The following is a 20,431-nucleotide window of genomic DNA, read 5'->3' as shown; positions in this document are numbered from 1 at the left end:
TGTCCTTTCTCGGTTTTAGCTTTTATTCAACCCACTACAGTTGACAAAGAGCCGCTTTTCTTCAACCCACTACAGTTGACAAAGAGCCCAAAAACGCCTGCTTACGAAGTTGTTCTTAAGAAAAAAACAATTTCGTAAACAAGCGTCTACTATCCCAACTTATGATGAGTGTTCCCGCTAGGACCGAGATCCTAGCGGTAGACCAGAGCTAGACTAAGAGCACAAGACTCCATCATCATAACACTCAACAAAATTGATGATTTTATACTAATTCGATGATCGCCATTGGCGCTGCATCACCACGACGTGGTTCAGTTTTAAGGATACGAGTGTATCCACCGTTACGTTCAGCATAACGAGGTGCAATTTCTGAGAACAATTTTTGAAGTGCTGTAGTAGAAGTGTACTTATCAGTTGCTTCATCATAGTTTTCAGATGCGATTTCATTACGTACGAAAGCAGCTGCTTGACGACGTGCATGCAAATCACCACGTTTACCTAGAGTAATCATTTTTTCAACAGTTTTACGGATTTCTTTAGCACGAGCTTCAGTTGTCACGATTGATTCGTTGATCAAAAGGTCAGTTGTCAAATCGCGAAGCATTGCTTTACGTTGTGAGCTAGTGCGTCCTAGTTTACGGTAAGCCATTTATTCCTCCTTTATTTATCTTTTAATCCAAGACCCAAATCAATGAGTTTGAGTTTCACTTCTTCCAAACTCTTGCGTCCAAGATTTCGTACTTTCATCATCTCTGCTTCAGATTTTTCTGTCAAATCATGCACAGTATTGATACCGGCACGTTTCAAACAGTTGTATGAACGCACAGACAAGTCCAGTTCCTCAATCGTACGATCCAAAATACGGTCGTCAGATTCAGTATCAGCTTCTTTCATCACTTCAGTTGACTTAGCAATCTCAGTAAGATTTGTAAACAAATCAAGATGTTCTGTCAAAATACGTGCTGAAAGCCCTAAAGCATCTTCTGGAATAATTGTTCCATTTGTCAAGATTTCAAGGGTTAATTTGTCAAATCCATCATTGCTACCTACACGAGCAGGTTCCACTTGATAGTTGACTTTTGTAACTGGTGTATAAATAGAATCTACAGCAAGTGTTCCAACTGGTGCATTATCTTTTTTATTTTCATCAGCAGGTACATATCCACGACCACTGTTAACAGTCATAGTCGCTTTTAGCGAAGAACCTTCACCGATTGTAAAGAGATAATGATCTGGATTTACAATTTCAATATCGCTATCTGTCAAAATGTCACCGGCTGTTACTTCAGCAGGACCTTCAACATCTAGTTCGATGATTTTTTCGTCTTCAACGTACGATTTCACTGCAATTCCTTTAATGTTCAGAATGATTTGCATCACGTCTTCACGAACACCTGGAACTGTGTCAAACTCATGTAACACACCATCAATATTGATAGATGTCACAGCTGCTCCTGGTAGAGAAGCTAGAAGTACACGACGAAGAGAGTTACCAAGAGTTGTACCGTAGCCACGTTCAAGTGGTTCGATTACAAACTTGCCATAATCTTTATTTTCATCAATTTTTGTTATATTTGGTTTTTCAAACTCGATCATTTAGTTACTCCCTCTTAAACGAAAAGCAGTGTAATGCGATGATTATACACGGCGACGTTTTGGAGGACGAGCACCATTGTGTGGCACTGGAGTCACATCACGAATTGCTGTTACTTCAAGACCAGCGGCAGCAAGCGCACGAATAGCTGACTCACGACCAGAACCTGGACCTTTTACAGTAACTTCAACTGATTTAAGACCGTGTTCTTGTGCAGATTTAGCAGCAGCTTCAGAAGCCATTTGAGCAGCGAATGGTGTAGATTTACGAGAACCTTTGAAACCAAGAGCACCAGCTGATGACCAAGCAATTGCATTACCATGCACATCAGTAATCATAACAATAGTGTTATTAAATGTAGCGTGAATATGAGCAATACCAGATTCGATATTCTTTTTCACACGACGTTTACGTGTTGGTTTAGCCAAGACTTTTACCTCCTATATTATTTTTTCTTACCAGCAATCGCAACAGCTTTACCTTTACGAGTGCGAGCGTTGTTTTTAGTGTTTTGTCCACGGACAGGAAGTCCACGACGGTGACGGATACCACGGTATGAACCGATTTCCATCAAACGTTTGATGTTCAAGTTTACTTCACGACGAAGGTCACCTTCAACTTTGATTGCATCCACTTCACGACGGATAGCATCTTCTTGATCTGATGTGAGATCACGTACACGAACATCTTCTGAGATTCCAGCAGCAGCCAAAATTTTCTTAGATGTTGCAAGTCCGATACCATAAACATAAGTCAATGAGATTACTACGCGTTTGTCATTTGGAATGTCAACTCCAGCAATACGAGCCATGTTTTCTCCTTTCTATCTTATCCTTGACGTTGTTTGTGTTTTGGATTTGCTGGGCAAATTACCATAACACGACCATTACGACGAATAACTTTACAGTATTCGCAAATTGGTTTGACCGATGGTCTTACTTTCATTTCTTATCCCTCCAAGTTTTTCGATTATTTAAAGCGGTAAGTGATACGTCCACGTGTCAAGTCATATGGACTCATTTCGACAGTAACACGATCTCCCGCTAAAATACGAATATAGTTTTTACGAATTTTACCAGAAACTGTTGCTAAAATCTGATGTCCATTTTCAAGTTCAACCGTAAACATTGCATTCGGCATTGTATCAACTACTTTGCCTTCAACTTCAATCACATCGTCTTTTGCCACGCAAAAGCACCTCCATAAATTTCGATTCGATGCCTCTAGACACAGAGACAACAATTATAAGTCAGACTATCTTAGTATAACATTTGTAGCGGATTTTTGCAAGTGTGAAAAACGCTTTATTTCAAATTTGTCAATACTTTTTCGATATCTGTGAAGACATCATTGATATCTTGATTACCTTCGATGTCATGAACCAAACCTTTGGCACGGTAGTGAGCAATGATTGGTTCTCCTTGAGCAATATTAACGTCCAATCGACGTTTTACTGTCTCAGGTTTATCATCTTCACGTTGGTAGTAATCTTCTTCTTTATAGTCAACTGGTGGGTTAAAGACCTTGTGGAAAGTTGCTCCAGTTACGCGGTGGATGATACGGCCACTCAAACGTTCCAAGAGGCTATCTGGATCCACTTCTATGTTGATGACCCCTTCTAGTTCAATGTCAAGTTCAGCCAAAGTTTTGTCCAAGGCATGAGCTTGTTCGATCGTACGTGGGTAACCATCCAACAAGAATCCTGTTTCTTTAATATCATCTTGTGAAAGACGTTCTTTTACGATTCCATTTGTAACTTCATCAGGAACTAATTCACCCTTGTCAATGTATGACTTAGCAAGAACACCCATTTCAGTTTGATTTGCCATAGCAGCGCGGAACATATCACCTGTTGAGATATGTGCAACATGGAATTGTTCTACGATTTTTGCTGCTTGAGTTCCCTTACCTGCACCAGGTAAGCCCATAATCAAAAGATTCATGATTTGATCTCCTTATTTTATTTTTAAATAGAAGCAAAAAGTCTTTTCACCCCTATTTAAAAACAAAATAGAAGAGGGGAGACCAAACTCTCACTAATGTTAGAGTTAAACCTCCACTCCCTCAGCATTTACTGACTCAGTAAATACTTTTATTCTGTTCTGTCCATGAAACCAACATACTTACGTTTCAATAGGTAACCTTCCAATTGTTTGATTCCTTCAATACCTGTAGAGATAATGATCAAAAGACTGGTTCCTCCAAAAGCAACTGCCTCTGAAAGTCCAAAAACATCTTTTGCTACAATCGGTAAAATAGAAATCACACCAAGGAATAGGGAACCAACAGTTGCAAGACGACGAAGAAGTTTAGACATATATTCTTCTGTACCTTTACCAGGACGAACTCCATGGATATAAGCACCGCTCTTTTGTAAGTTTTCTGCCGCTTTTTCAGGATTAATCTGTACAAACGTATAGAAGAATGTAAAGAGAATAATCAATAAAGCATACATAGCAATACCAGTTGGTGAAGTTGTTGCCAGCATTTCTTGTGCTGTTCTTACCCAAGCCCAATCATGACCTGTAGCGCTCAAAAACTGAAGAATAGCCGCAGGCGCTGCAGTAATCGAACTTGCAAAGATAACAGGGATAACTCCAGCAGGGTTTACCTTCAAAGGTAGGTAAGAGCTAGATGGAGCACCTTGTGCAACCTTAGTATATTGGATTGGAATTTTGTATTCTGCTTGTTGAACATAAGTTGTAAAATAAATGATCAACAATACAGTAATAATCAAAATGATTACGAAAATGATAGATGAGTTGATACGGCTACTTGGGACGTTCACAAAGTAGTCCACATAGATGCCCTGAATCATCTCTGGAATTGATGCAACAATCCCGGCAAAGATAATCATAGAAACACCATTTCCGTATCCCTTATCTGTAATTTGCTCTCCCAACCAAGTCACAATCATGCTACCAGCTGTTAAGATGATACCAATCATGATAAAGACTTGTGGTGTAAGAGCTGTTTTCAACAATTGAGCTCCAGCCAAAGTATTAAAACCAGCTGTAATACCGATAGATTGCACAAAGGCTAAAACAAGAGCAATATAACGAGTAGCTTGATTTAATTTTCTTCGACCTACCTCCCCTTGTTTACCCCACTCTACAAACTTGGGTAAAATATCCATTTGCAAGAGTTGGACAACGATAGAGGCCGTAATGTAGGGACTAACACCAAGAGCAAAAACTGAGAAGTTTTTCATGGCATTCCCTGAGACCAAGCTCAACATGTTTAAGAAGGATAATCCACTTAAAGCATTCAAGCTATTGGCATTCACACCAGGAACTGTAATGCTAGTTCCGATACGAAAGACCAAAACGATAAAAATTGTAAATAAAATTTTTGATCGAACCTGCTTGACTTTAAGAGCTTCTCTTAATAATTTAAAAAACATAGGTCACCTCTCTTAGATGACTTCTACTGAACCACCTTTAGCAGTGATAGCTTCTTCAGCTGATTTAGAGAATTTAGCTGCTTTCACAGTCAATTTCTTAGTCAACTCACCGTTACCAAGAACTTTAATACCTGATTTTTCAGCTTTAACAATTCCTGCTTCGATAAGAACAACTGGAGTAACTTCAGCACCATCTTCAAAGACGTTCAATTGGTCAAGGTTCACAATTGCGTATTCTTTAGCGTTGATGTTAGTGAATCCACGTTTTGGAAGACGACGGAACAATGGAGTTTGTCCACCTTCAAAACCAAGGCGAACTCCGCCACCGCTACGAGCTTTTTGACCTTTTTGACCACGACCAGATGTTTTACCGTTACCTGATGAAGTACCACGACCAACGCGGTTACGTACTTTACGAGAACCTTCTGCAGGTTTCAATTCATGAAGTTTCATTTTTATTTTCTCCTCTTTTGTAAAATGCTAGCGCCGATAAGGGAGAAAAGGTTGTCTCCCCCATCAACTCGCCTATACGACGTCATCATAGATGACTATATCTAGTTTTAGGGGATGGTATAGTGCACATCCCCTAAAAATTCATTAGTTTACTTCTTCAACTGTTACCAAGTGAGATACTGCAGTGATCATACCACGGATAGCAGCGTTATCTTCTTTAATAACAGAGCTGTTCAATTTGCCAAGTCCAAGTGCTACAACAGTTTTACGTTGTGATGGAATGCGTCCGATTGGAGACTTAGTCAAAGTAATTTTAATTTGAGCCATTTTATCCCCTTTCTTATGCCAAATCAGAAACTGAAATACCACGAAGGGCAGCAACTTCTTCAGCGCGTTTCAATTGTTTCAAACCTTCAACAGTTGCACGAACAATGTTGATTGGAGTGTTAGAACCAAGTGATTTAGATGTAATATCTGCCACACCTGCCAATTCCACAACGGCACGAACTGCACCACCAGCGGCAACTCCAGAACCTTCTACAGCAGGTTTCAACAATACTTTAGCTCCACCGAATTCTGAAAGAACTTCGTGTGGGATTGTTGTTCCAACCATAGGAACTTCGATCAAGTTTTTCTTAGCATCATCTACTGCTTTACGGATTGCTTCTGGAACTTCTTGAGCTTTACCAGTACCAAATCCTACGCGACCGTTGTGGTCACCAACAACAACAAGAGCTGCGAAACGAAGACGACGTCCACCTTTAACAACTTTTGTAACACGGTTGACAGCAACTACGCGTTCTTCTAATTCAACTGCATTGTCTTTAAATGCCATTTTCTAGTGTCCTCCTATTAGAATTTCAATCCGTTTTCACGAGCTGCATCAGCCAAAGCTTTCACACGTCCGTGATATAGATATCCACCGCGGTCGAACACCACTTCTGAAATACCTTTAGCGTTTGCACGTTCTGCAACGAGTTTACCGACAGCAACGGCTTGTTCAGTTTTAGTTCCTTTTGAAACTTCTTTGTCAAGAGTTGAAGCACTTGCGAGCGTTACACCCGCTACGTCATCAATCACTTGAGCGTAGATGCCTGTATTAGAACGGAATACGTTCAAACGTGGGCGATCAGCAGTTCCAGAGAGTTTTCCGCGAACGCGACGGTGGCGTTTTTGGCGGAGTTTGTTTTTATCTGGTTTTGAAATCACAGTTTTCACCTCTTTAGTTTTAAATCGTGTGCTATGCACAAAGTTGGAAAATAGGTTGGTGGTTGAGACTCAACCACTCAACATTATTTACCTGTTTTACCTTCTTTACGGCGAACGAATTCACCAACGTAACGGATACCTTTACCTTTATATGGTTCTGGTGAACGAAGGCTACGTACGTAAGCAGCTGTTTGTCCAACTACTTCTTTTGAAATTCCGCTAACAACGATTGTTGTTGGGTTTGGAAGTTCAAAAGTAATTCCTTCTGGAGCTTCAACTTCGTCTGGATGAGATTTACCAACAGCCAAAACAAGTTTAGATCCTTGAAGTTGTGCACGGTAACCAACCCCGCGCATTTCAAGTTCTTTCTTGAATCCTTCTGATACACCAACAACCATGTTGTTCAAAAGGGCACGAGTAGTTCCGTGAATAGTTTTCATTTCTTTTGAATCGTTTGGACGGTGAAGAGTTACTTCAGTACCTTCCACACGGATTTCAATATCTTTTGAGAACTCACGAGTAAGTTCTCCTTTAGGTCCTTTTACAGTTACAACGTTGTCATTGTTAGTGATTTCAACACCAGCAGGCAACACGATAACTTTATTACCAATACGTGACATGTTTATTTTCTCCTGTTAAATTGTCAGGCCAGAATGGCCAGTTTTCACGGGGTTCAGATACTTATTTAGTTCAAGAGCTGAACTGAACACGCTCTAAGAACTGTGCAAAATAGATAAGTTGGCTTGTTTGTAAACAAACTTCTCCAACTTTCTAATTTTGCTTTGTTCTTTACGAGCTTTGTATCTTGATTTTACCAAACGTAAGCGATAACTTCTCCACCAACATTCTTTTGGCGTGCTTCTTTATCAGTAAGCAAACCTTCAGAAGTTGAAAGGATAGCAATTCCAAGTCCGTTAAGAACTTTTGGAAGGTCTTCACGTTTTTTGTAGACACGAAGTCCTGGTTTAGAAACACGTTTCAAGTTAGTGATAACTTTTTCACCATTTGGTCCGTATTTAAGGAATACACGGATGATGCCTTGTTTGTCATCTTCGATGATTTCAACGTTTTTTACAAAACCTTCGCGTTTAAGGATTTCAGCAATCCCTTTTTTGATGTTTGATGCAGGTACTTCAAGTACTTCGTGTTTAGCTTGGTTAGCATTACGAATACGAGTTAGGAAGTCTGCGATTGGGTCAGTCATAACCATTTTGTTTTTCTCCTCTTACTAGTAGTTTGCAAGTTGCACTTGCTAGTTAATGATTGAGCTAGGCTCAGATAGTATTGATACATTCAAATGAGAAAACTCTTATTTGAACACGAGCTACAACCTGTGCAAAAAAGATAAATTTGTTTTGGAGCATCGCTCCTACACCAAATTTCCTATTTTTGCTGTGGTTGTTACGCTCTTCGTATCATGATATTACCAAGATGCTTTGGTAACGCCTGGGATTTGTCCTTTGTAAGCTAATTCACGGAAGCAAACACGGCAAAGTTTAAATTTGCGGTAAACTGAATGTGGACGACCACATTTTTCACAACGAGTATAAGCTTGAGTAGAGAACTTCGCTGGACGTTTGTTCTTAGCAATCATTGATTTTTTAGCCATTAGATTTACCTCCTATATTATTTTGCAAAAGGCATTCCAAGGCCTGTAAGCAATGCACGTGACTCTTCGTCAGTGTTAGCAGTTGTTACGATAACGATGTCAAGACCACGAGTTTTGTCAACGTCATCGAAGTTGATTTCTGGGAAAATCAATTGTTCTTTCACACCAAGTGTGTAGTTTCCGCGTCCATCAAATGATTTTGTTGGAACACCGTGGAAGTCACGTACACGTGGAAGTGAAACTGAAACCAATTTATCCAAGAATTCGTACATACGTTCACCACGAAGGGTAACTTTTGCACCGATCGCAACACCTTCACGAAGACGGAAGCCGGCGATTGATTTTTTAGCTTTAGTGATAAGTGGTTTTTGACCTGAGATAAGTGCCAATTCTTCAGCAGCTTTTTCAAGGCTTTTAGCGTTTGATACAGCTTCACCAACACCCATGTTCAAAACGATCTTATCTACTTTAGGCACAGCCATCACTGATGAGTAGTTGAATTGTTCTGTCAAAGCAGGAACTACTTCATTAAGATATTTTTCTTTTAAACGATTTGCCATTATACTTCTCCTTTCCTTCGTGATTAATCAAGCACTTCGCCTGATTTTTTGTTGTAGCGAACTTTTTTACCGTCTACAAATTTGTAACCAACACGACCAGCTACACCATTTTTGTCCAAAACTTGAACGTTTGATACGTGGATAGCTGCTTCTTTCTCGATGATACCACCTTGAGGAAGTTCGTTAGTTGGACGTTGGTGTTTCTTAACGATGTTAACACCTTCAACGATAACTTTGTTTACTTTTGGAAGGGCAGTAAGGACAACAGCTTCTGTTCCCTTATCTTTACCAGCGATTACGCGAACTTTGTCGCCTTTTTTTACAAACATTAGGTTTCTCCTTGATTTTTCTTACGCCCATAAGGGCACCCTGGAGGTAAATCCAGGGGACTAGTTTGTTTCTAAAAATTAAAGTACTTCTGGAGCAAGTGACACGATCTTCATGAAGCCACCTTCACGCAATTCACGTGCAACTGGGCCAAAGATACGTGTTCCGCGAGGAGTTTTGTCTTCACGGATGATAACTGCTGCGTTTTCGTCAAATTTGATGTATGAACCATCAGCACGACGAGCACCTGATTTAGTACGAACGATAACTGCTTTAACAACGTCACCTTTTTTAACCGCACCACCAGGAGTAGCTTGTTTTACAGATGCCACGATAACATCACCGATGTTTGCAAATTTACGTCCTGAACCACCAAGAACTTTGATAGTCAAGATTTCGCGAGCACCGCTGTTGTCTGCGACTTTCAAACGAGTTTCTGTTTGAATCATTTCAGTTTTCTCCTTTCAGGTTTGATTAGATGATGACCGCTTCTTCAACAACTTCTACAAGACGGAAACGTTTTGTAGCTGAAAGCGGGCGAGTTTCCATGATACGTACGATATCGCCTTCTTTGGCAACATTGTTTTCATCATGAGCTTTGTATTTTTTAGAGTAGTTAATACGTTTACCATAGACTGGGTGGTTACGTTTTGTTTCAACTACAACTGTGATTGTCTTGTCCATTTTGTCAGATACAACACGTCCAACAAGAACTTTACGATTATTGCGTTCCATTGAAATTTCTCCTTCCCTAGTCTATTATTTCGCTTCAGATTGAACTGTTTTGATACGAGCGATTTGTTTTTTAACTTCTTTCAAGCGAGCTGTTTGTTCCAATTGACCAGTAGCAGCTTGGAAACGAAGTTCAAACAATTCTTTTTTCAATTCGTTTTCGCGCTTCGCGAGTTCTTCTTGAGAAAGACCACGAAGTTCTTTAACAAATTCTTTTACTTCATTAAGTTTCATGCCTTCTCCTTATTCTGCTTCACGTTTTACGAATTTACATTTAACTGGCAATTTGTGGCTAGCAAGACGAAGCGCTTCGCGAGCGATCTCTTCAGATACACCAGCGATTTCGAACATCACTTTACCACGTTTAACTGGTGCTACCCAACCTTCAGGTGCCCCTTTACCAGATCCCATACGCACACCGATAGCTTTAGCAGTGTATGATTTGTGTGGGAAGATTTTAATCCAAACTTTACCACCACGTTTCATGTAACGAGTCATGGCGATACGAGCAGCTTCGATTTGGCGGTTAGTGATCCAGTGGCTAGTTGTAGCTTGAAGACCGTATTCACCGAATGCTACTTCTTTTCCACCTTTTGCTTCACCGCGCATTTTTCCACGGAATTCACGACGGTGTTTAACACGTTTAGGTACTAACATTGGTTATTTACCTCCTTTAGTGTTTTTGCGAGCTGGAAGAACTTCACCACGGTAGATCCATACTTTAACACCAAGTTTACCGTATGTAGTATCTGCTTCTTCCCAAGCGTAATCGATATCTGCACGAAGTGTGTGAAGTGGAACAGTTCCTTCAGAGTATCCTTCAGCACGGGCGATATCTGCACCGTTCAAACGACCTGATACTTGAGTTTTGATTCCTTTAGCTCCAGCACGCATTGCACGTTGGATTGCTTGTTTTTGTGCACGACGGAAAGCAACACGTTGCTCCAATTGACGAGCAATTCCTTCACCTACAAGGTGAGCATCCAAATCAGGTTGTTTGATTTCGATGATGTTGATGTGTACTTGTTTTCCAGTCAATTTGTTAAGTTTCGCACGGAGTGCATCAACGTTAGCACCACCTTTACCGATAACCATACCTGGTTTAGCAGTGTGAAGTGAAACGTTAACTTTGTTTACTGCGCGTTCGATTTCGATAGTTGAAACTGCTGCGTCAGCAAGTTCTTTTTGAACGAATTTACGGATTGCAAGATCTTCATGAAGGTAATCCGCGTATTCTTTTTCAGCATACCATTTGGCATCCCAATCACGGATGATGCCGACACGCATACCAATTGGATGTACTTTTTGACCCACGATTTTACCTCCTTATTTTTCTGCAACAGCTACAGTGATGTGAGCTGTACGTTTGTTGATTGGTGAAGCTGAACCTTTCGCACGTGGACGGAAACGTTTCATAGTTGGTCCTTCGTTTGCGAATGCTTCAGATACTACCAAGTTAGCTTTATCCAAACCAAAGTTGTTTTCAGCGTTAGCTACAGCTGAGTTCAAAACTTTCAAGATGATTTCAGCAGCTTTGTTTGGAGTGAATGTCAAGATTGCGATTGCATCGGCTACGCTTTTACCACGGATGTTATCAAGAACAAGACGTGATTTACGAGGTGAAACACGTACTGTACGAGCCATTGCTTTAGCTGAAGTAATTTCTGCCATTTATGTTCTCCTTATTTTCTACGTGTTTTCTTGTCGTCTGCAGCGTGACCTTTGTAAGTACGAGTTGGTGCAAATTCACCAAGTTTGTGACCTACCATGTCTTCTTGAATGTAAACAGGTACGTGTTTACGTCCGTCATAAACTGCAATAGTGTAACCAATGAAACTTGGGAAGATCGTTGAACGACGTGACCAAGTTTTAATAACTTTTTTCTTTTCGTCGTTAGCTTGAGCTTCAACTTTTTTCATCAAATGCTCATCGACGAAAGGTCCTTTTTTAAGACTGCGTCCCATTTTTATATTTTCTCCTTTAAATGTTGTACCACAGCGGCTTGCGCTCACAAGCAGCGCTACCGAGCTGGCGGATTTACTAGTTGCTTAAGCGACTAGTTTAATATTATTTCTCGTTGCGACGACGAACGATAAGTTTGTCAGATTTCGCTTTCTTGTTACGAGTTTTAAGACCAAGAGCAGGTTTGCCCCATGGAGTAGATGGTGCTTTACGACCAACTGGTGCTTTACCTTCACCACCACCGTGTGGGTGATCGTTAGGGTTCATTACAGAACCACGAACTGTTGGGCGGATACCTTTCCAACGGCTACGTCCTGCTTTACCAAGGTTTACAAGTCCATGTTGTTCGTTTCCGACAACACCAACTGTAGCACGACAAGTTCCAAGAATCATACGAACTTCACCTGATTGAAGACGAACAAGAACGTATTTACCTTCAGAACCCAATACTTGAGCAGATGCTCCAGCAGCACGTACCAATTCACCACCACGACCTGGTTTCAACTCGATGTTGTGGATCAAAGTACCAACTGGAATGTTAGCAAGTGGAAGAGCGTTTCCGACTTTGATATCTGCTTCTGGACCTGAAACGATACGTTGACCAACTTCAAGACCTTTTGGAGCGATGATGTACGCTTTCACACCGTCAGTGTAGTGTACAAGAGCGATGTTTGCAGAACGGTTTGGATCGTACTCAATTGTTTTAACAACTGCTTCAACGTTGTCTTTGTTACGTTTGAAGTCAACCAAACGGTAGAAACGTTTGTGTCCACCACCTTGGTGACGAACTGTGATACGACCGTTGTTGTTACGACCAGCCTTGCTCTTCAATGTAACAAGCAATGATTTTTCAGGAGTGCTTGTTGTGATTTCAGCGAAATCCAAAGAAGTCATATTACGGCGACCGTTTGTTGTTGGTTTATAAACACGAATTCCCACGATATTTCCTCCTTAGATTATTCAGCTTCAGCAGCAAACAACTCGATTGCTTTTGAATCAGCTGTAAGTGTGATGATAGCTTTTTTAGTTTTGTTAGTAAAACCAGTGTAACGTCCAACACGTTTAGCTTTTGGTTTTACGTTGATTGTGTTAACATTTGCAACTTTAACACCTTCGAAAGCAGCTTCAACAGCTTGCTTAATCAAAAGTTTGTGTGCACGAGTATCAACTTCAAATACATATTTTCCTGCTTCAAGTTGAGCCATTGAGCTTTCAGTGATTACAGGTTTTTTGATAACATCATACAAATTCATTATGCAAGAACCTCCTCGATTTTAGAGATAGCTGCTTGAGTAACAAGAAGTTTGTCACTATTTGCGATGTCAAGAACACTTGCAGTTGTAGCAGTCGCAACTTTCACGTTTGGAAGGTTACGAGCTGAGAGAGCTGCGAATTCGTTTCCTTCTTCAAGAATAACAAGGACTTTAGAATCGATGCTCAAAGCTGCAAGAACTTTTGCAAATTCAGCAGTTTTTGGAGCTGTAAATTCAAGAGAATCAACGGCTACAAATTTATTTTCAGCAACTTTTTCTGAGTAAACAGATTTAAGCGCAAGGCGACGAACTTTTTGAGGAAGTTTGTACGCATAGCTACGTGGAGTTGGTCCGAAGACGATTCCACCACCACGCCATTGTGGAGAGCGGATAGAACCTTGACGAGCACGTCCAGTTCCTTTTTGACGCCATGGTTTGCGTCCGCCACCTGAAACAGCTGAGCGGTTTTTAACTGCGTGAGTTCCTTGACGAAGGCTAGCACGTTGGCTGATGATCACATCAAACACAACAGATTCATTTGGTTCGATACCAAAGATTGCATCGTTAAGAACAACTTCGCCCGCTTGTTTACCAGTTTGGTCGAATAATGTTACATTTGCCATTTTGACTGTATTCCCCTTTCCTTATTATTTACCAGCTTTAACTGCTGATTTGATAGTGATAAGAGATTTCTTAGCACCTGGTACGTTACCTTTGATAAGGATAACGTTCTTTTCTGGAACAACTTGTACAACTTCAAGGTTTTGAATTGTTACACGGTCGCCACCCATACGTCCTGCAAGGTTTTTACCTTTGAATACGCGGTTAGGTGCAACAGGTCCCATAGAACCTGGACGACGGTGGTAACGAGAACCGTGAGCCATTGGTCCACGTGATTGTCCGTGGCGCTTGATAACACCTTGGAAACCTTTACCTTTAGAAGTACCAGTTACGTCAACAACATCTCCAGCTGCGAATGTTTCAACTGTGATTTCAGCACCAACTTCCAAGCCTTCAACGTTTTTGAATTCACGAATGAAGCGCTTAGGAGCCGTGTTAGCTTTCGCTACATGTCCTTTAGCAGGTTTGTTGCTCAATACTTCGCGTTTGTCATCGAAACCAACTTGGATAGCGTTGTATCCGTCTGTTTCAACAGTTTTAACTTGAAGAACAACGTTTGGAGTTGCTTCAATAACTGTTACAGGGATCAATTCGCCAGCTTCAGTGAAGATTTGAGTCATTCCCACTTTTTTCCCTAAGATTCCTTTTGTCATGAGAAAATAGTTCCTTTTCTATATTTTTTATTCAAAAAGTTTTTAACGAGCGTTTTTTATGCTCAAGGTATCAAGCTTTAGATTAAAGTTTGATTTCTACGTTTACACCACTTGGAAGATCCAATTTCATCAACGCATCAACTGTTTTTTGAGTTGGGTTAACGATATCAATCAAACGTTTGTGTGTACGCATTTCAAATTGTTCGCGAGAGTCTTTGTATTTGTGAGTCGCACGAATGATTGTGTAGAGGCTACGTTCAGTTGGAAGTGGGATTGGACCCGCAACTTGTGCACCTGTACGAGTAGCTGATTCTACGATTTTTGCAGCCGCTGTGTCAAGCGTACGGTGTTCGTAAGCTTTCAAACGGATACGGATTTTTTTGTTTGCCATCTTTTTCTCCTTTTCGTCTATTTAAGATAATAGGCTAGCTCCACAAGAAAACCGACGCGGTGTTGCGTGGCAATGCAACCGAGCGTGTCGCAACCTCTTGCATCAAAGCTAAGGCTGTAATTTACAGCACCATAATAGAATAACACAAAGCCCCTGCGATTGCAAGGGATTTGTTGCTGTTTTTTTGTTTTTTTACAATGAAACTGTTTTCTTTTTTTATAGGTCATTTATTTAACTATTTTTATAGAAGAAAGTTAATCTCTCTTCACCTGTTCATAGCTTTCTTTTCCATCATTGAGTTTGTCCCAAATCACTACTTGCCCACTTTTGAGAGATTTTTGCACATCGATAATTCGTTGATTGGACGAGCCTCGAAACTGGAGCATGAGATTTCTCTTAGTTCGGTCGTATCGTCCATCGACAAGAATGTCAATCAATGATAAGAGTTCCAGTTTATCTGGAGTTTCCAACATCATTTCTTCCCATGTATAGCCCGTCCAAGACCAGATGTCCTTGTCTGGCAATTCCTTCCGAATACGCTTCACGAGTGGCAAAAGAATGCCAGTATTGAGAAAAGGCTCCCCTCCCAGCAAGGTCAATCCCTGAACATAGGGTTGGGCAAGGTCTGCCATAATCTGTTCTTCTAATTCTGCTGTGTAGGGAATTCCTGCATTGAAAGACCAAGTGGCAACATTATAACAACCCTCGCAGTGAAACATACAGCCTGATACATAGAGAGAGTTACGCACACCCTCTCCATCTACAAAGTTGAAGGCCTTGTAATCAATAATACGCCCTTGACTGAGATCCTCGCTTTTCCATTCTTGTGGTTTTGGATTATTCATTCGCTACCTCTATCCAATAACGCTCAACTCCATTACGAACATCTTCAAGGAGCCCACCATTTGCTAGAATGACTGCTCTGCTAGCAGGATTATTCACGCTACAGGTCACAAGAGTTCTCTTGATGTTCTTTTCCTTAGCAACTTGCAAGCCCTGACGGAGAGTCTCTTTAGCATAACCTTTGCCTCTTTCTGATGGACGAATGGAGTAGCCAATGTGGCCAGCATAATTCAATAAACCCTCATTCAGTCTCAATCGCAGATTCAAAAATCCTAGAGCAGGACCTACATCATCAAATGATACAAATTGAATAGAAGGAACACGATTTTCAGGCAAGTTTATTCCCATTTCTTTTTGCTTATTTGTTTCCAACCATTCTTCATACACAAAGTTCTCTGTATCCCAGAAACCACCGTCGTGAGGCGACTGATATTTTTCAAACTCTTCCATCATCTCTAAAACTGTTTCTTTATCTGCTAAACTTGGTCTGCGTAATTCCATCCTTACCTCCCACTAAGAGAAAAGCGAGAGCTGACTCTCACTTTTATTTCTTCTTATTCTTATTTAAAAATTGTTCTCTGAGGTTGAGCAAGTGTTCTTTCTTACCAGCTCCACCTTTAGAGTGTTTCTCGTGATAACGGGTCACTTGTGCACGTCCCTTATCATCTAATTGATATTTTCCCATTTCAGTTCTTTCTAATTTGTTACTTGATGGCCAGCTATTTTAATCGTTGAACCATTCATGTGTTTGACACGCGCTGCGATTTCCTTGTGACGCCCATTGACCATCGGTCTCGCTTGAGGATTACCTAAATAGCCACAAGTCCGTTTAACAACGTCTACTGTTTTAGGGTCGCTATTGCCACAGTTAGGACAAGCAAATCCTCTCTCAGTTGGTTCAAAATCCCCTTCAAAGTCACACTTGTAGCAACGGTCAATTGGTGTATTGGTCCCAAGATAGCCCACACGGTCATAGGCATAGTCCCAGACAGCTTCCAAGGCCTTTGGATTTTGCTGAAGGACTGGATACTCACAATAATGGATGAAACCACCCGACGCACCTGCTTCTGGATAGACTTTCTCAAAATCCAATTTTTCAAACGGTGTTGGATTTTTACGAACATCGTAGTGGAAAGAGTTGGTGTAGTATTCCTTATCTGTAATATCAGGAATAGAGCCAAACTTGTCTGTATCTAGTCGACAAAAACGGTCTGTCAAACTTTCAGATGGTGTTGAGTAGATAGAGAAATGATAGCCATATTGATCTGACCACTCTTCTACACGGCGTTTCATATCGCGAATGATGTCTAGCGTGAATTCCTTAGCATCTGGATTACTTTCCCAGCTGTTACCAAAGAAAACTGTCGCTACTTCGTACAAACCGATATAGCCTAGTGAAACTGTCGCACGACGATTCTTAAAGAGCTGGTCAACGCTTTCTTCTTTACCTAGACGATGACCAAAAGCACCGTATTGATAAAGGATAGGAGCATTTGCTGGTGTTGCTTCCTTGGTCCGTTCGACACGATAAACTAGAGCATCTTCTGCAATGTTCATCCGCTCGTTAAAGATTTCCCAGAACTTATTCATATCACCTTCAGACTCAAGGGCAATACGAGGAAGATTGACCGTCACCACCCCTAGATTCATACGGCCAGAGTTAACTTCAACTCCATTTTCATCCTTCCATCCTTGAAGGAATGAACGACATCCCATCGGAACCTTGAAGGAACCTGTCAATTCGATAATCTTATCATAAGACAAGACATCTGGGTACATCCGCTTGGTTGCACACTCAAGAGCCAACTGCTTAATGTCGTAGTTGGGAGTCCCTTCTTCTAAGTTGAGTCCTCTTTTAAGCGTGAAGATAAGTTTAGGGAAGATAGCTGTGCGGTGTTCTGAACCAAGTCCCTTGATTCGGATGTTCAAGATAGCTTTTTGAATTTCACGCTCAAAACGATTGGTTCCCAGACCAAAACCTAGTGAAGTAAAAGGTGTTTGCCCATTTGAAGTGAAGAGAGTATTGATTTCATACTCGAGAGATTGCATGGCATCATAGATATCTTTTTGGGTTTTCTTCCAAGCGTAATCTTCCCGTTTGTCAGGTAAGACCCATTCTTCCGCATCCTTGAGGTGTTTTTGGTAATTCTTCTCTGCATAAGGCGCCAAAACTTCATCGATACGGTCAGCTGAACAGCCACCGTACTGGCTAGAAGCAACGTTGGCGATAATTTGAGAAATCTGAGCTGTCGCAGTCTGGATAGACTTGGGACTTTCTACCTCTGCATTTCCAATCTTAAAGCCATTCTCCAACATACCTTTAAAATCAATCAAACAGCAGTTAGTCATAGGTGTGTAGGGGCTATAATCCAAATCATGATAGTGGATATCCCCCTTTTGGTGGGCATTGGCTACGTGCTTAGGGAGCATTTGCAGTCCGATTGATTTCCCAACAATCCCCGCCGTCAAATCACGCTGGGTGTTAAAGACATCGCTGTCTTTATTAGCATTTTCATTGACAACGGCCTGGTCTTTGTTGAGAAGTTTATGGATGCTAAAGTTGATATCTGTCGCTTTTGAACGCTCAAAATCCCTTTGTGTCCGATAAGTAATATACTCCTCAGCTAGCGCATATTCTTTGGCTTCAAGGAGTTCATGTTCTACGATATTTTGAATTTCGTAAATCTTAACCCCCTGTGGAAAGCGACTATGAATTTCTGTGACAATTCGCTCGGTCAGAGCATTGAGGCGTTTTTCGACCAGGGGTGTCACATCCATAACCTTGTCAGCCGCCTTGTGGAGAGCCTTGTCAATCTTGTCCACATCAAATACAACACGTCTCCCATCTCGTTTTTCAACGAAGAGAGTTGGCAAAATTGTAATTTTTTCTTCTAGTGCAATCATATGCATGCTCTTTTCTAAAATGTTCTTTCTAAAAAGTATTATACCACTCTAAAAAGAAAAATCAATATCTTGTGTTAAAAATCCTAAAATTTTTAAAAATACACAAGATATTGATTTTGTTATTTAATTTTATAGACTTTAAACTCTGAGTAATCAGTCTTTACTTGTTGGTAATTTTCTTTCAAAATTGTTTCCACTTCAGACCAGACTGCTACCTTATCATTCACCACAATCACCTTAGGTTGGTTTTCTTTCAAGTCATTGATTAAACTAGTTTTATTCTCTTCTGTACTCGTGTAAAGAAGAGGTGATGGGAACATGGATCCAGCCAAACGCTGGCTTTCTTTATACATCTGAACATGTGAATCCCAAATATAGATTTGGTCACCATCACTCGTCTCTTGTTTGACTCTATCTACCACTTGATGTTGTTCTCTATAAGAAGCTGGATGCAAGACAAAACGAGCTACAAAAGGAATTGCAATCAGATAAACCACCACTAGGATCGGTAAGTAGAGATTCCCTTTCATGAATTTTTTCCATAGAGTAGGAACTTCCTCTCTTCTCCGACGACGAGCTCCTCTAGCTGAATGTTTCCCACGAATACTGGTCATCAAAAGAAGGAGTAAAAATGGAAGGATTAGAATCAAACGCGAACCGTGAAGAGGTTCTTGAGAAAAAAGCAACAAGGCTAATACAAATAAGAAAGTAAAACTAGCTGGTACTGAAATAACATATAATCTTGATGCCTTTGATTGGAACAATCCTAGAAAAACAAGGAAGAGAGCTCCTAAACCAAAGGTCAACAAACCATAGAATACAACATTATCCATTAGTTGAGGATTCAAGACCTGAAGGGAATCAATCGGATATAAAAGACTCCCTAGAGCCTCTCCAAAACCACCTGAAGCAAGAACATAATATCCTACTGGGTAAAAGATGAGAGAAAAGCCAAGTGCTGCTGCAAAAAACTGATAAACTCCATGAGCAAGGCGGCCATGCCCAACATTAAAGACAAATAAACCAATCGTTACTACTGCAATAAAGAAAAGACTTGTAAGAGGCTCTATGAAAAATGATAGGGCCAAGAAAATCCCCAGACGTAGAAATCCCTTGTCATGGTTAGGATTTGATAGATAAGCTGCTATGAACGAAAATCCTGCAAACAGAAATGGCAAAGCTAAAATCGTAGCATATCCTCCTCCAAAACCGAGACCGGATACCAAAATATAAAATATGGTTAAGAGTTGCTTGGCTTGTTCCCTTTGTCCCGTCAGATAGTCAGTTGAAGAAAAGAGGAAATAACCTCCTCCTAAGAGGGCTAGCCATTCTACCAAGGCAAAAAGAATGCCTCCTTGGGTGATGTAAAGTAGCAAGTAATAAATAAGACCGTGACTAGCATAATAGCTACTGTAGAGCTGTCCTCCCTGATGCCAAGCCCACCCTATATACAAATCCTGCGCCTGAGAGGGACTTACCATATCTAAAAGTAAAGGTATCACCACAGAAAAAAACGTTGCAATCGTACTTCCAATGATGAGTCTGAAAAACGGGAAAGCTACCTGTTCTTCTTTTTCTACATGAGATTCAAGGTTCCTATCCAATCTATTTTCAATTTCATTACTCTGTATCGTTTCGGATACTTCTTCGATTCTGCCATATACAGCCATGTCGTTTCTCCTATTCAATTTATCTGTCTTAGTATATCAAAAAGACCTAAAATTGTCAGCTTGCGATGGCTGTTTGAGTGATTTTTTGCATAGTTTCACAAAGGTTTCAATTTCCCGAAATCGGTGTAAATGCGTCTGTTTAAATGACATGATATAATCCAATTCTTTCTGAGTCAGCATCATTCCCCCTCTATCTTTCTATTCGTAAAAGGCAAGAAAAATAGGACTGGGTTGTGTCCTAAGTCCT

General features: G+C 40.6%; 34 protein-coding genes. All 34 read right to left on the bottom strand.

Annotation, left to right across the window (positions count from 1 at the left end; genetic code table 11):
* Positions 1-262 precede the first annotated feature (262 nt).
* The 34 genes from rplQ to ADG81_RS08255 all read right to left on the bottom strand — a co-directional run bounded on the left by rplQ (position 263) and on the right by ADG81_RS08255 (position 20,184).
* A complete protein-coding gene (gene rplQ / locus ADG81_RS08425; protein WP_000331493.1) occupies positions 263-649 on the bottom strand; it encodes a 50S ribosomal protein L17 in 387 nt (128 codons plus the stop codon).
* A gap of 11 nt (positions 650-660) precedes the next feature.
* On the bottom strand, positions 661-1,596 hold the full coding sequence (locus ADG81_RS08420) for a DNA-directed RNA polymerase subunit alpha (RefSeq protein ID WP_000568988.1): 936 nt from the start codon (positions 1,594-1,596) through the stop codon (positions 661-663).
* A gap of 42 nt (positions 1,597-1,638) precedes the next feature.
* Complete coding sequence (gene rpsK, locus ADG81_RS08415; protein WP_001118385.1) at positions 1,639-2,022, bottom strand: 30S ribosomal protein S11; 384 nt, start codon at positions 2,020-2,022, stop codon at positions 1,639-1,641.
* Positions 2,023-2,039: 17 nt separating this feature from the next.
* Positions 2,040-2,405 carry a 30S ribosomal protein S13 gene (gene rpsM, locus ADG81_RS08410; RefSeq protein WP_000090781.1) on the bottom strand — a complete coding sequence of 122 codons (366 nt, stop codon included), beginning with the start codon at positions 2,403-2,405 and terminating at the stop codon, positions 2,040-2,042.
* Between the two features lie 17 nt (positions 2,406-2,422).
* Complete coding sequence (rpmJ, locus tag ADG81_RS08405; protein WP_001808836.1) at positions 2,423-2,539, bottom strand: 50S ribosomal protein L36; 117 nt, start codon at positions 2,537-2,539, stop codon at positions 2,423-2,425.
* A 24-nt stretch (positions 2,540-2,563) separates the two neighbouring features.
* Positions 2,564-2,782, bottom strand: coding sequence for a translation initiation factor IF-1 (gene infA, locus ADG81_RS08400; RefSeq protein WP_001029883.1), 219 nt, complete (start codon positions 2,780-2,782; stop codon positions 2,564-2,566).
* A gap of 116 nt (positions 2,783-2,898) precedes the next feature.
* Positions 2,899-3,537, bottom strand: coding sequence for an adenylate kinase (locus ADG81_RS08395; protein ID WP_049551445.1), 639 nt, complete (start codon positions 3,535-3,537; stop codon positions 2,899-2,901).
* Positions 3,538-3,686: 149 nt separating this feature from the next.
* A complete protein-coding gene (gene secY, locus ADG81_RS08390) occupies positions 3,687-4,997 on the bottom strand; it encodes a preprotein translocase subunit SecY (RefSeq protein WP_000465403.1) in 1,311 nt (436 codons plus the stop codon).
* Between the two features lie 12 nt (positions 4,998-5,009).
* Positions 5,010-5,450 carry a 50S ribosomal protein L15 gene (gene rplO / locus ADG81_RS08385; protein ID WP_000766088.1) on the bottom strand — a complete coding sequence of 147 codons (441 nt, stop codon included), beginning with the start codon at positions 5,448-5,450 and terminating at the stop codon, positions 5,010-5,012.
* Positions 5,451-5,594: 144 nt separating this feature from the next.
* Positions 5,595-5,777, bottom strand: a complete 183-nt coding sequence (rpmD, locus tag ADG81_RS08380; protein ID WP_000057241.1) for a 50S ribosomal protein L30 — start codon at positions 5,775-5,777, stop codon at positions 5,595-5,597.
* A gap of 13 nt (positions 5,778-5,790) precedes the next feature.
* Entirely contained in the window at positions 5,791-6,285 is a 495-nt protein-coding gene (rpsE, locus tag ADG81_RS08375; RefSeq protein WP_000874202.1) for a 30S ribosomal protein S5, read from the bottom strand.
* 17 nt (positions 6,286-6,302) lie between these two features.
* Positions 6,303-6,659 carry a 50S ribosomal protein L18 gene (gene rplR / locus ADG81_RS08370; protein WP_000624044.1) on the bottom strand — a complete coding sequence of 119 codons (357 nt, stop codon included), beginning with the start codon at positions 6,657-6,659 and terminating at the stop codon, positions 6,303-6,305.
* A gap of 83 nt (positions 6,660-6,742) precedes the next feature.
* Entirely contained in the window at positions 6,743-7,279 is a 537-nt protein-coding gene (gene rplF, locus ADG81_RS08365) for a 50S ribosomal protein L6 (RefSeq protein ID WP_000086626.1), read from the bottom strand.
* Between the two features lie 191 nt (positions 7,280-7,470).
* Positions 7,471-7,869: a 30S ribosomal protein S8 gene (rpsH, locus tag ADG81_RS08360; RefSeq protein WP_000245504.1), complete on the bottom strand. Its 399-nt coding sequence runs from the start codon at positions 7,867-7,869 to the stop codon at positions 7,471-7,473.
* A gap of 213 nt (positions 7,870-8,082) precedes the next feature.
* On the bottom strand, positions 8,083-8,268 hold the full coding sequence (locus ADG81_RS08355) for a type Z 30S ribosomal protein S14 (RefSeq protein WP_001085697.1): 186 nt from the start codon (positions 8,266-8,268) through the stop codon (positions 8,083-8,085).
* A gap of 17 nt (positions 8,269-8,285) precedes the next feature.
* Complete coding sequence (rplE, locus tag ADG81_RS08350; RefSeq protein WP_000013542.1) at positions 8,286-8,828, bottom strand: 50S ribosomal protein L5; 543 nt, start codon at positions 8,826-8,828, stop codon at positions 8,286-8,288.
* A 23-nt stretch (positions 8,829-8,851) separates the two neighbouring features.
* On the bottom strand, positions 8,852-9,157 hold the full coding sequence (rplX, locus tag ADG81_RS08345) for a 50S ribosomal protein L24 (protein ID WP_000497691.1): 306 nt from the start codon (positions 9,155-9,157) through the stop codon (positions 8,852-8,854).
* A 78-nt stretch (positions 9,158-9,235) separates the two neighbouring features.
* Positions 9,236-9,604: a 50S ribosomal protein L14 gene (gene rplN, locus ADG81_RS08340; RefSeq protein ID WP_000616545.1), complete on the bottom strand. Its 369-nt coding sequence runs from the start codon at positions 9,602-9,604 to the stop codon at positions 9,236-9,238.
* A gap of 25 nt (positions 9,605-9,629) precedes the next feature.
* A complete protein-coding gene (gene rpsQ / locus ADG81_RS08335; protein ID WP_000440801.1) occupies positions 9,630-9,890 on the bottom strand; it encodes a 30S ribosomal protein S17 in 261 nt (86 codons plus the stop codon).
* A 24-nt stretch (positions 9,891-9,914) separates the two neighbouring features.
* Complete coding sequence (gene rpmC, locus ADG81_RS08330) at positions 9,915-10,121, bottom strand: 50S ribosomal protein L29 (protein ID WP_000772918.1); 207 nt, start codon at positions 10,119-10,121, stop codon at positions 9,915-9,917.
* A gap of 9 nt (positions 10,122-10,130) precedes the next feature.
* Complete coding sequence (gene rplP / locus ADG81_RS08325; protein ID WP_000960946.1) at positions 10,131-10,544, bottom strand: 50S ribosomal protein L16; 414 nt, start codon at positions 10,542-10,544, stop codon at positions 10,131-10,133.
* A gap of 3 nt (positions 10,545-10,547) precedes the next feature.
* Positions 10,548-11,201 (bottom strand): 30S ribosomal protein S3, encoded by a 654-nt coding sequence (gene rpsC, locus ADG81_RS08320; protein ID WP_000529936.1) that lies wholly within the window; start codon positions 11,199-11,201, stop codon positions 10,548-10,550.
* A gap of 12 nt (positions 11,202-11,213) precedes the next feature.
* The gene (gene rplV / locus ADG81_RS08315; RefSeq protein ID WP_000818137.1) at positions 11,214-11,558 is read right to left on the bottom strand and encodes a 50S ribosomal protein L22; all 345 of its coding nucleotides are present in this window, start codon (positions 11,556-11,558) and stop codon (positions 11,214-11,216) included.
* 11 nt (positions 11,559-11,569) lie between these two features.
* Positions 11,570-11,851, bottom strand: a complete 282-nt coding sequence (gene rpsS, locus ADG81_RS08310) for a 30S ribosomal protein S19 (protein WP_000533766.1) — start codon at positions 11,849-11,851, stop codon at positions 11,570-11,572.
* A 103-nt stretch (positions 11,852-11,954) separates the two neighbouring features.
* On the bottom strand, positions 11,955-12,788 hold the full coding sequence (rplB, locus tag ADG81_RS08305; protein ID WP_049551444.1) for a 50S ribosomal protein L2: 834 nt from the start codon (positions 12,786-12,788) through the stop codon (positions 11,955-11,957).
* Positions 12,789-12,805: 17 nt separating this feature from the next.
* The gene (locus ADG81_RS08300) at positions 12,806-13,102 is read right to left on the bottom strand and encodes a 50S ribosomal protein L23 (RefSeq protein ID WP_001055347.1); all 297 of its coding nucleotides are present in this window, start codon (positions 13,100-13,102) and stop codon (positions 12,806-12,808) included.
* The gene (gene rplD / locus ADG81_RS08295; RefSeq protein ID WP_000024547.1) at positions 13,102-13,725 is read right to left on the bottom strand and encodes a 50S ribosomal protein L4; all 624 of its coding nucleotides are present in this window, start codon (positions 13,723-13,725) and stop codon (positions 13,102-13,104) included. The genes ADG81_RS08300 and rplD overlap by 1 nt, the downstream gene beginning before the upstream one ends.
* 24 nt (positions 13,726-13,749) lie before the next feature.
* Positions 13,750-14,376: a 50S ribosomal protein L3 gene (gene rplC, locus ADG81_RS08290; RefSeq protein ID WP_000160197.1), complete on the bottom strand. Its 627-nt coding sequence runs from the start codon at positions 14,374-14,376 to the stop codon at positions 13,750-13,752.
* An 82-nt stretch (positions 14,377-14,458) separates the two neighbouring features.
* Positions 14,459-14,767 carry a 30S ribosomal protein S10 gene (rpsJ, locus tag ADG81_RS08285; protein ID WP_001284513.1) on the bottom strand — a complete coding sequence of 103 codons (309 nt, stop codon included), beginning with the start codon at positions 14,765-14,767 and terminating at the stop codon, positions 14,459-14,461.
* Between the two features lie 254 nt (positions 14,768-15,021).
* On the bottom strand, positions 15,022-15,612 hold the full coding sequence (gene nrdG, locus ADG81_RS08275; RefSeq protein WP_023946797.1) for an anaerobic ribonucleoside-triphosphate reductase activating protein: 591 nt from the start codon (positions 15,610-15,612) through the stop codon (positions 15,022-15,024).
* Entirely contained in the window at positions 15,605-16,111 is a 507-nt protein-coding gene (locus ADG81_RS08270) for a GNAT family N-acetyltransferase (RefSeq protein ID WP_049551443.1), read from the bottom strand. Before ADG81_RS08270 ends, nrdG begins: the two co-directional genes overlap by 8 nt.
* A gap of 43 nt (positions 16,112-16,154) precedes the next feature.
* Positions 16,155-16,295 (bottom strand): hypothetical protein, encoded by a 141-nt coding sequence (locus ADG81_RS09940; RefSeq protein WP_049546949.1) that lies wholly within the window; start codon positions 16,293-16,295, stop codon positions 16,155-16,157.
* Between the two features lie 11 nt (positions 16,296-16,306).
* On the bottom strand, positions 16,307-18,514 hold the full coding sequence (gene nrdD, locus ADG81_RS08260) for an anaerobic ribonucleoside-triphosphate reductase (protein ID WP_049546964.1): 2,208 nt from the start codon (positions 18,512-18,514) through the stop codon (positions 16,307-16,309).
* Positions 18,515-18,633: 119 nt separating this feature from the next.
* Positions 18,634-20,184 carry a hypothetical protein gene (locus tag ADG81_RS08255; RefSeq protein WP_049551442.1) on the bottom strand — a complete coding sequence of 517 codons (1,551 nt, stop codon included), beginning with the start codon at positions 20,182-20,184 and terminating at the stop codon, positions 18,634-18,636.
* Positions 20,185-20,431 lie beyond the last annotated feature (247 nt).

Source organism: Streptococcus pseudopneumoniae, from assembly GCF_001070815.1.
Taxonomy (GTDB): Bacteria; Bacillota; Bacilli; order Lactobacillales; family Streptococcaceae; genus Streptococcus; species Streptococcus pseudopneumoniae_P.
The sequence above is the reverse complement of the archived record's forward strand: the minus strand, read 5'-3'. Positions and strand labels throughout refer to the sequence as shown.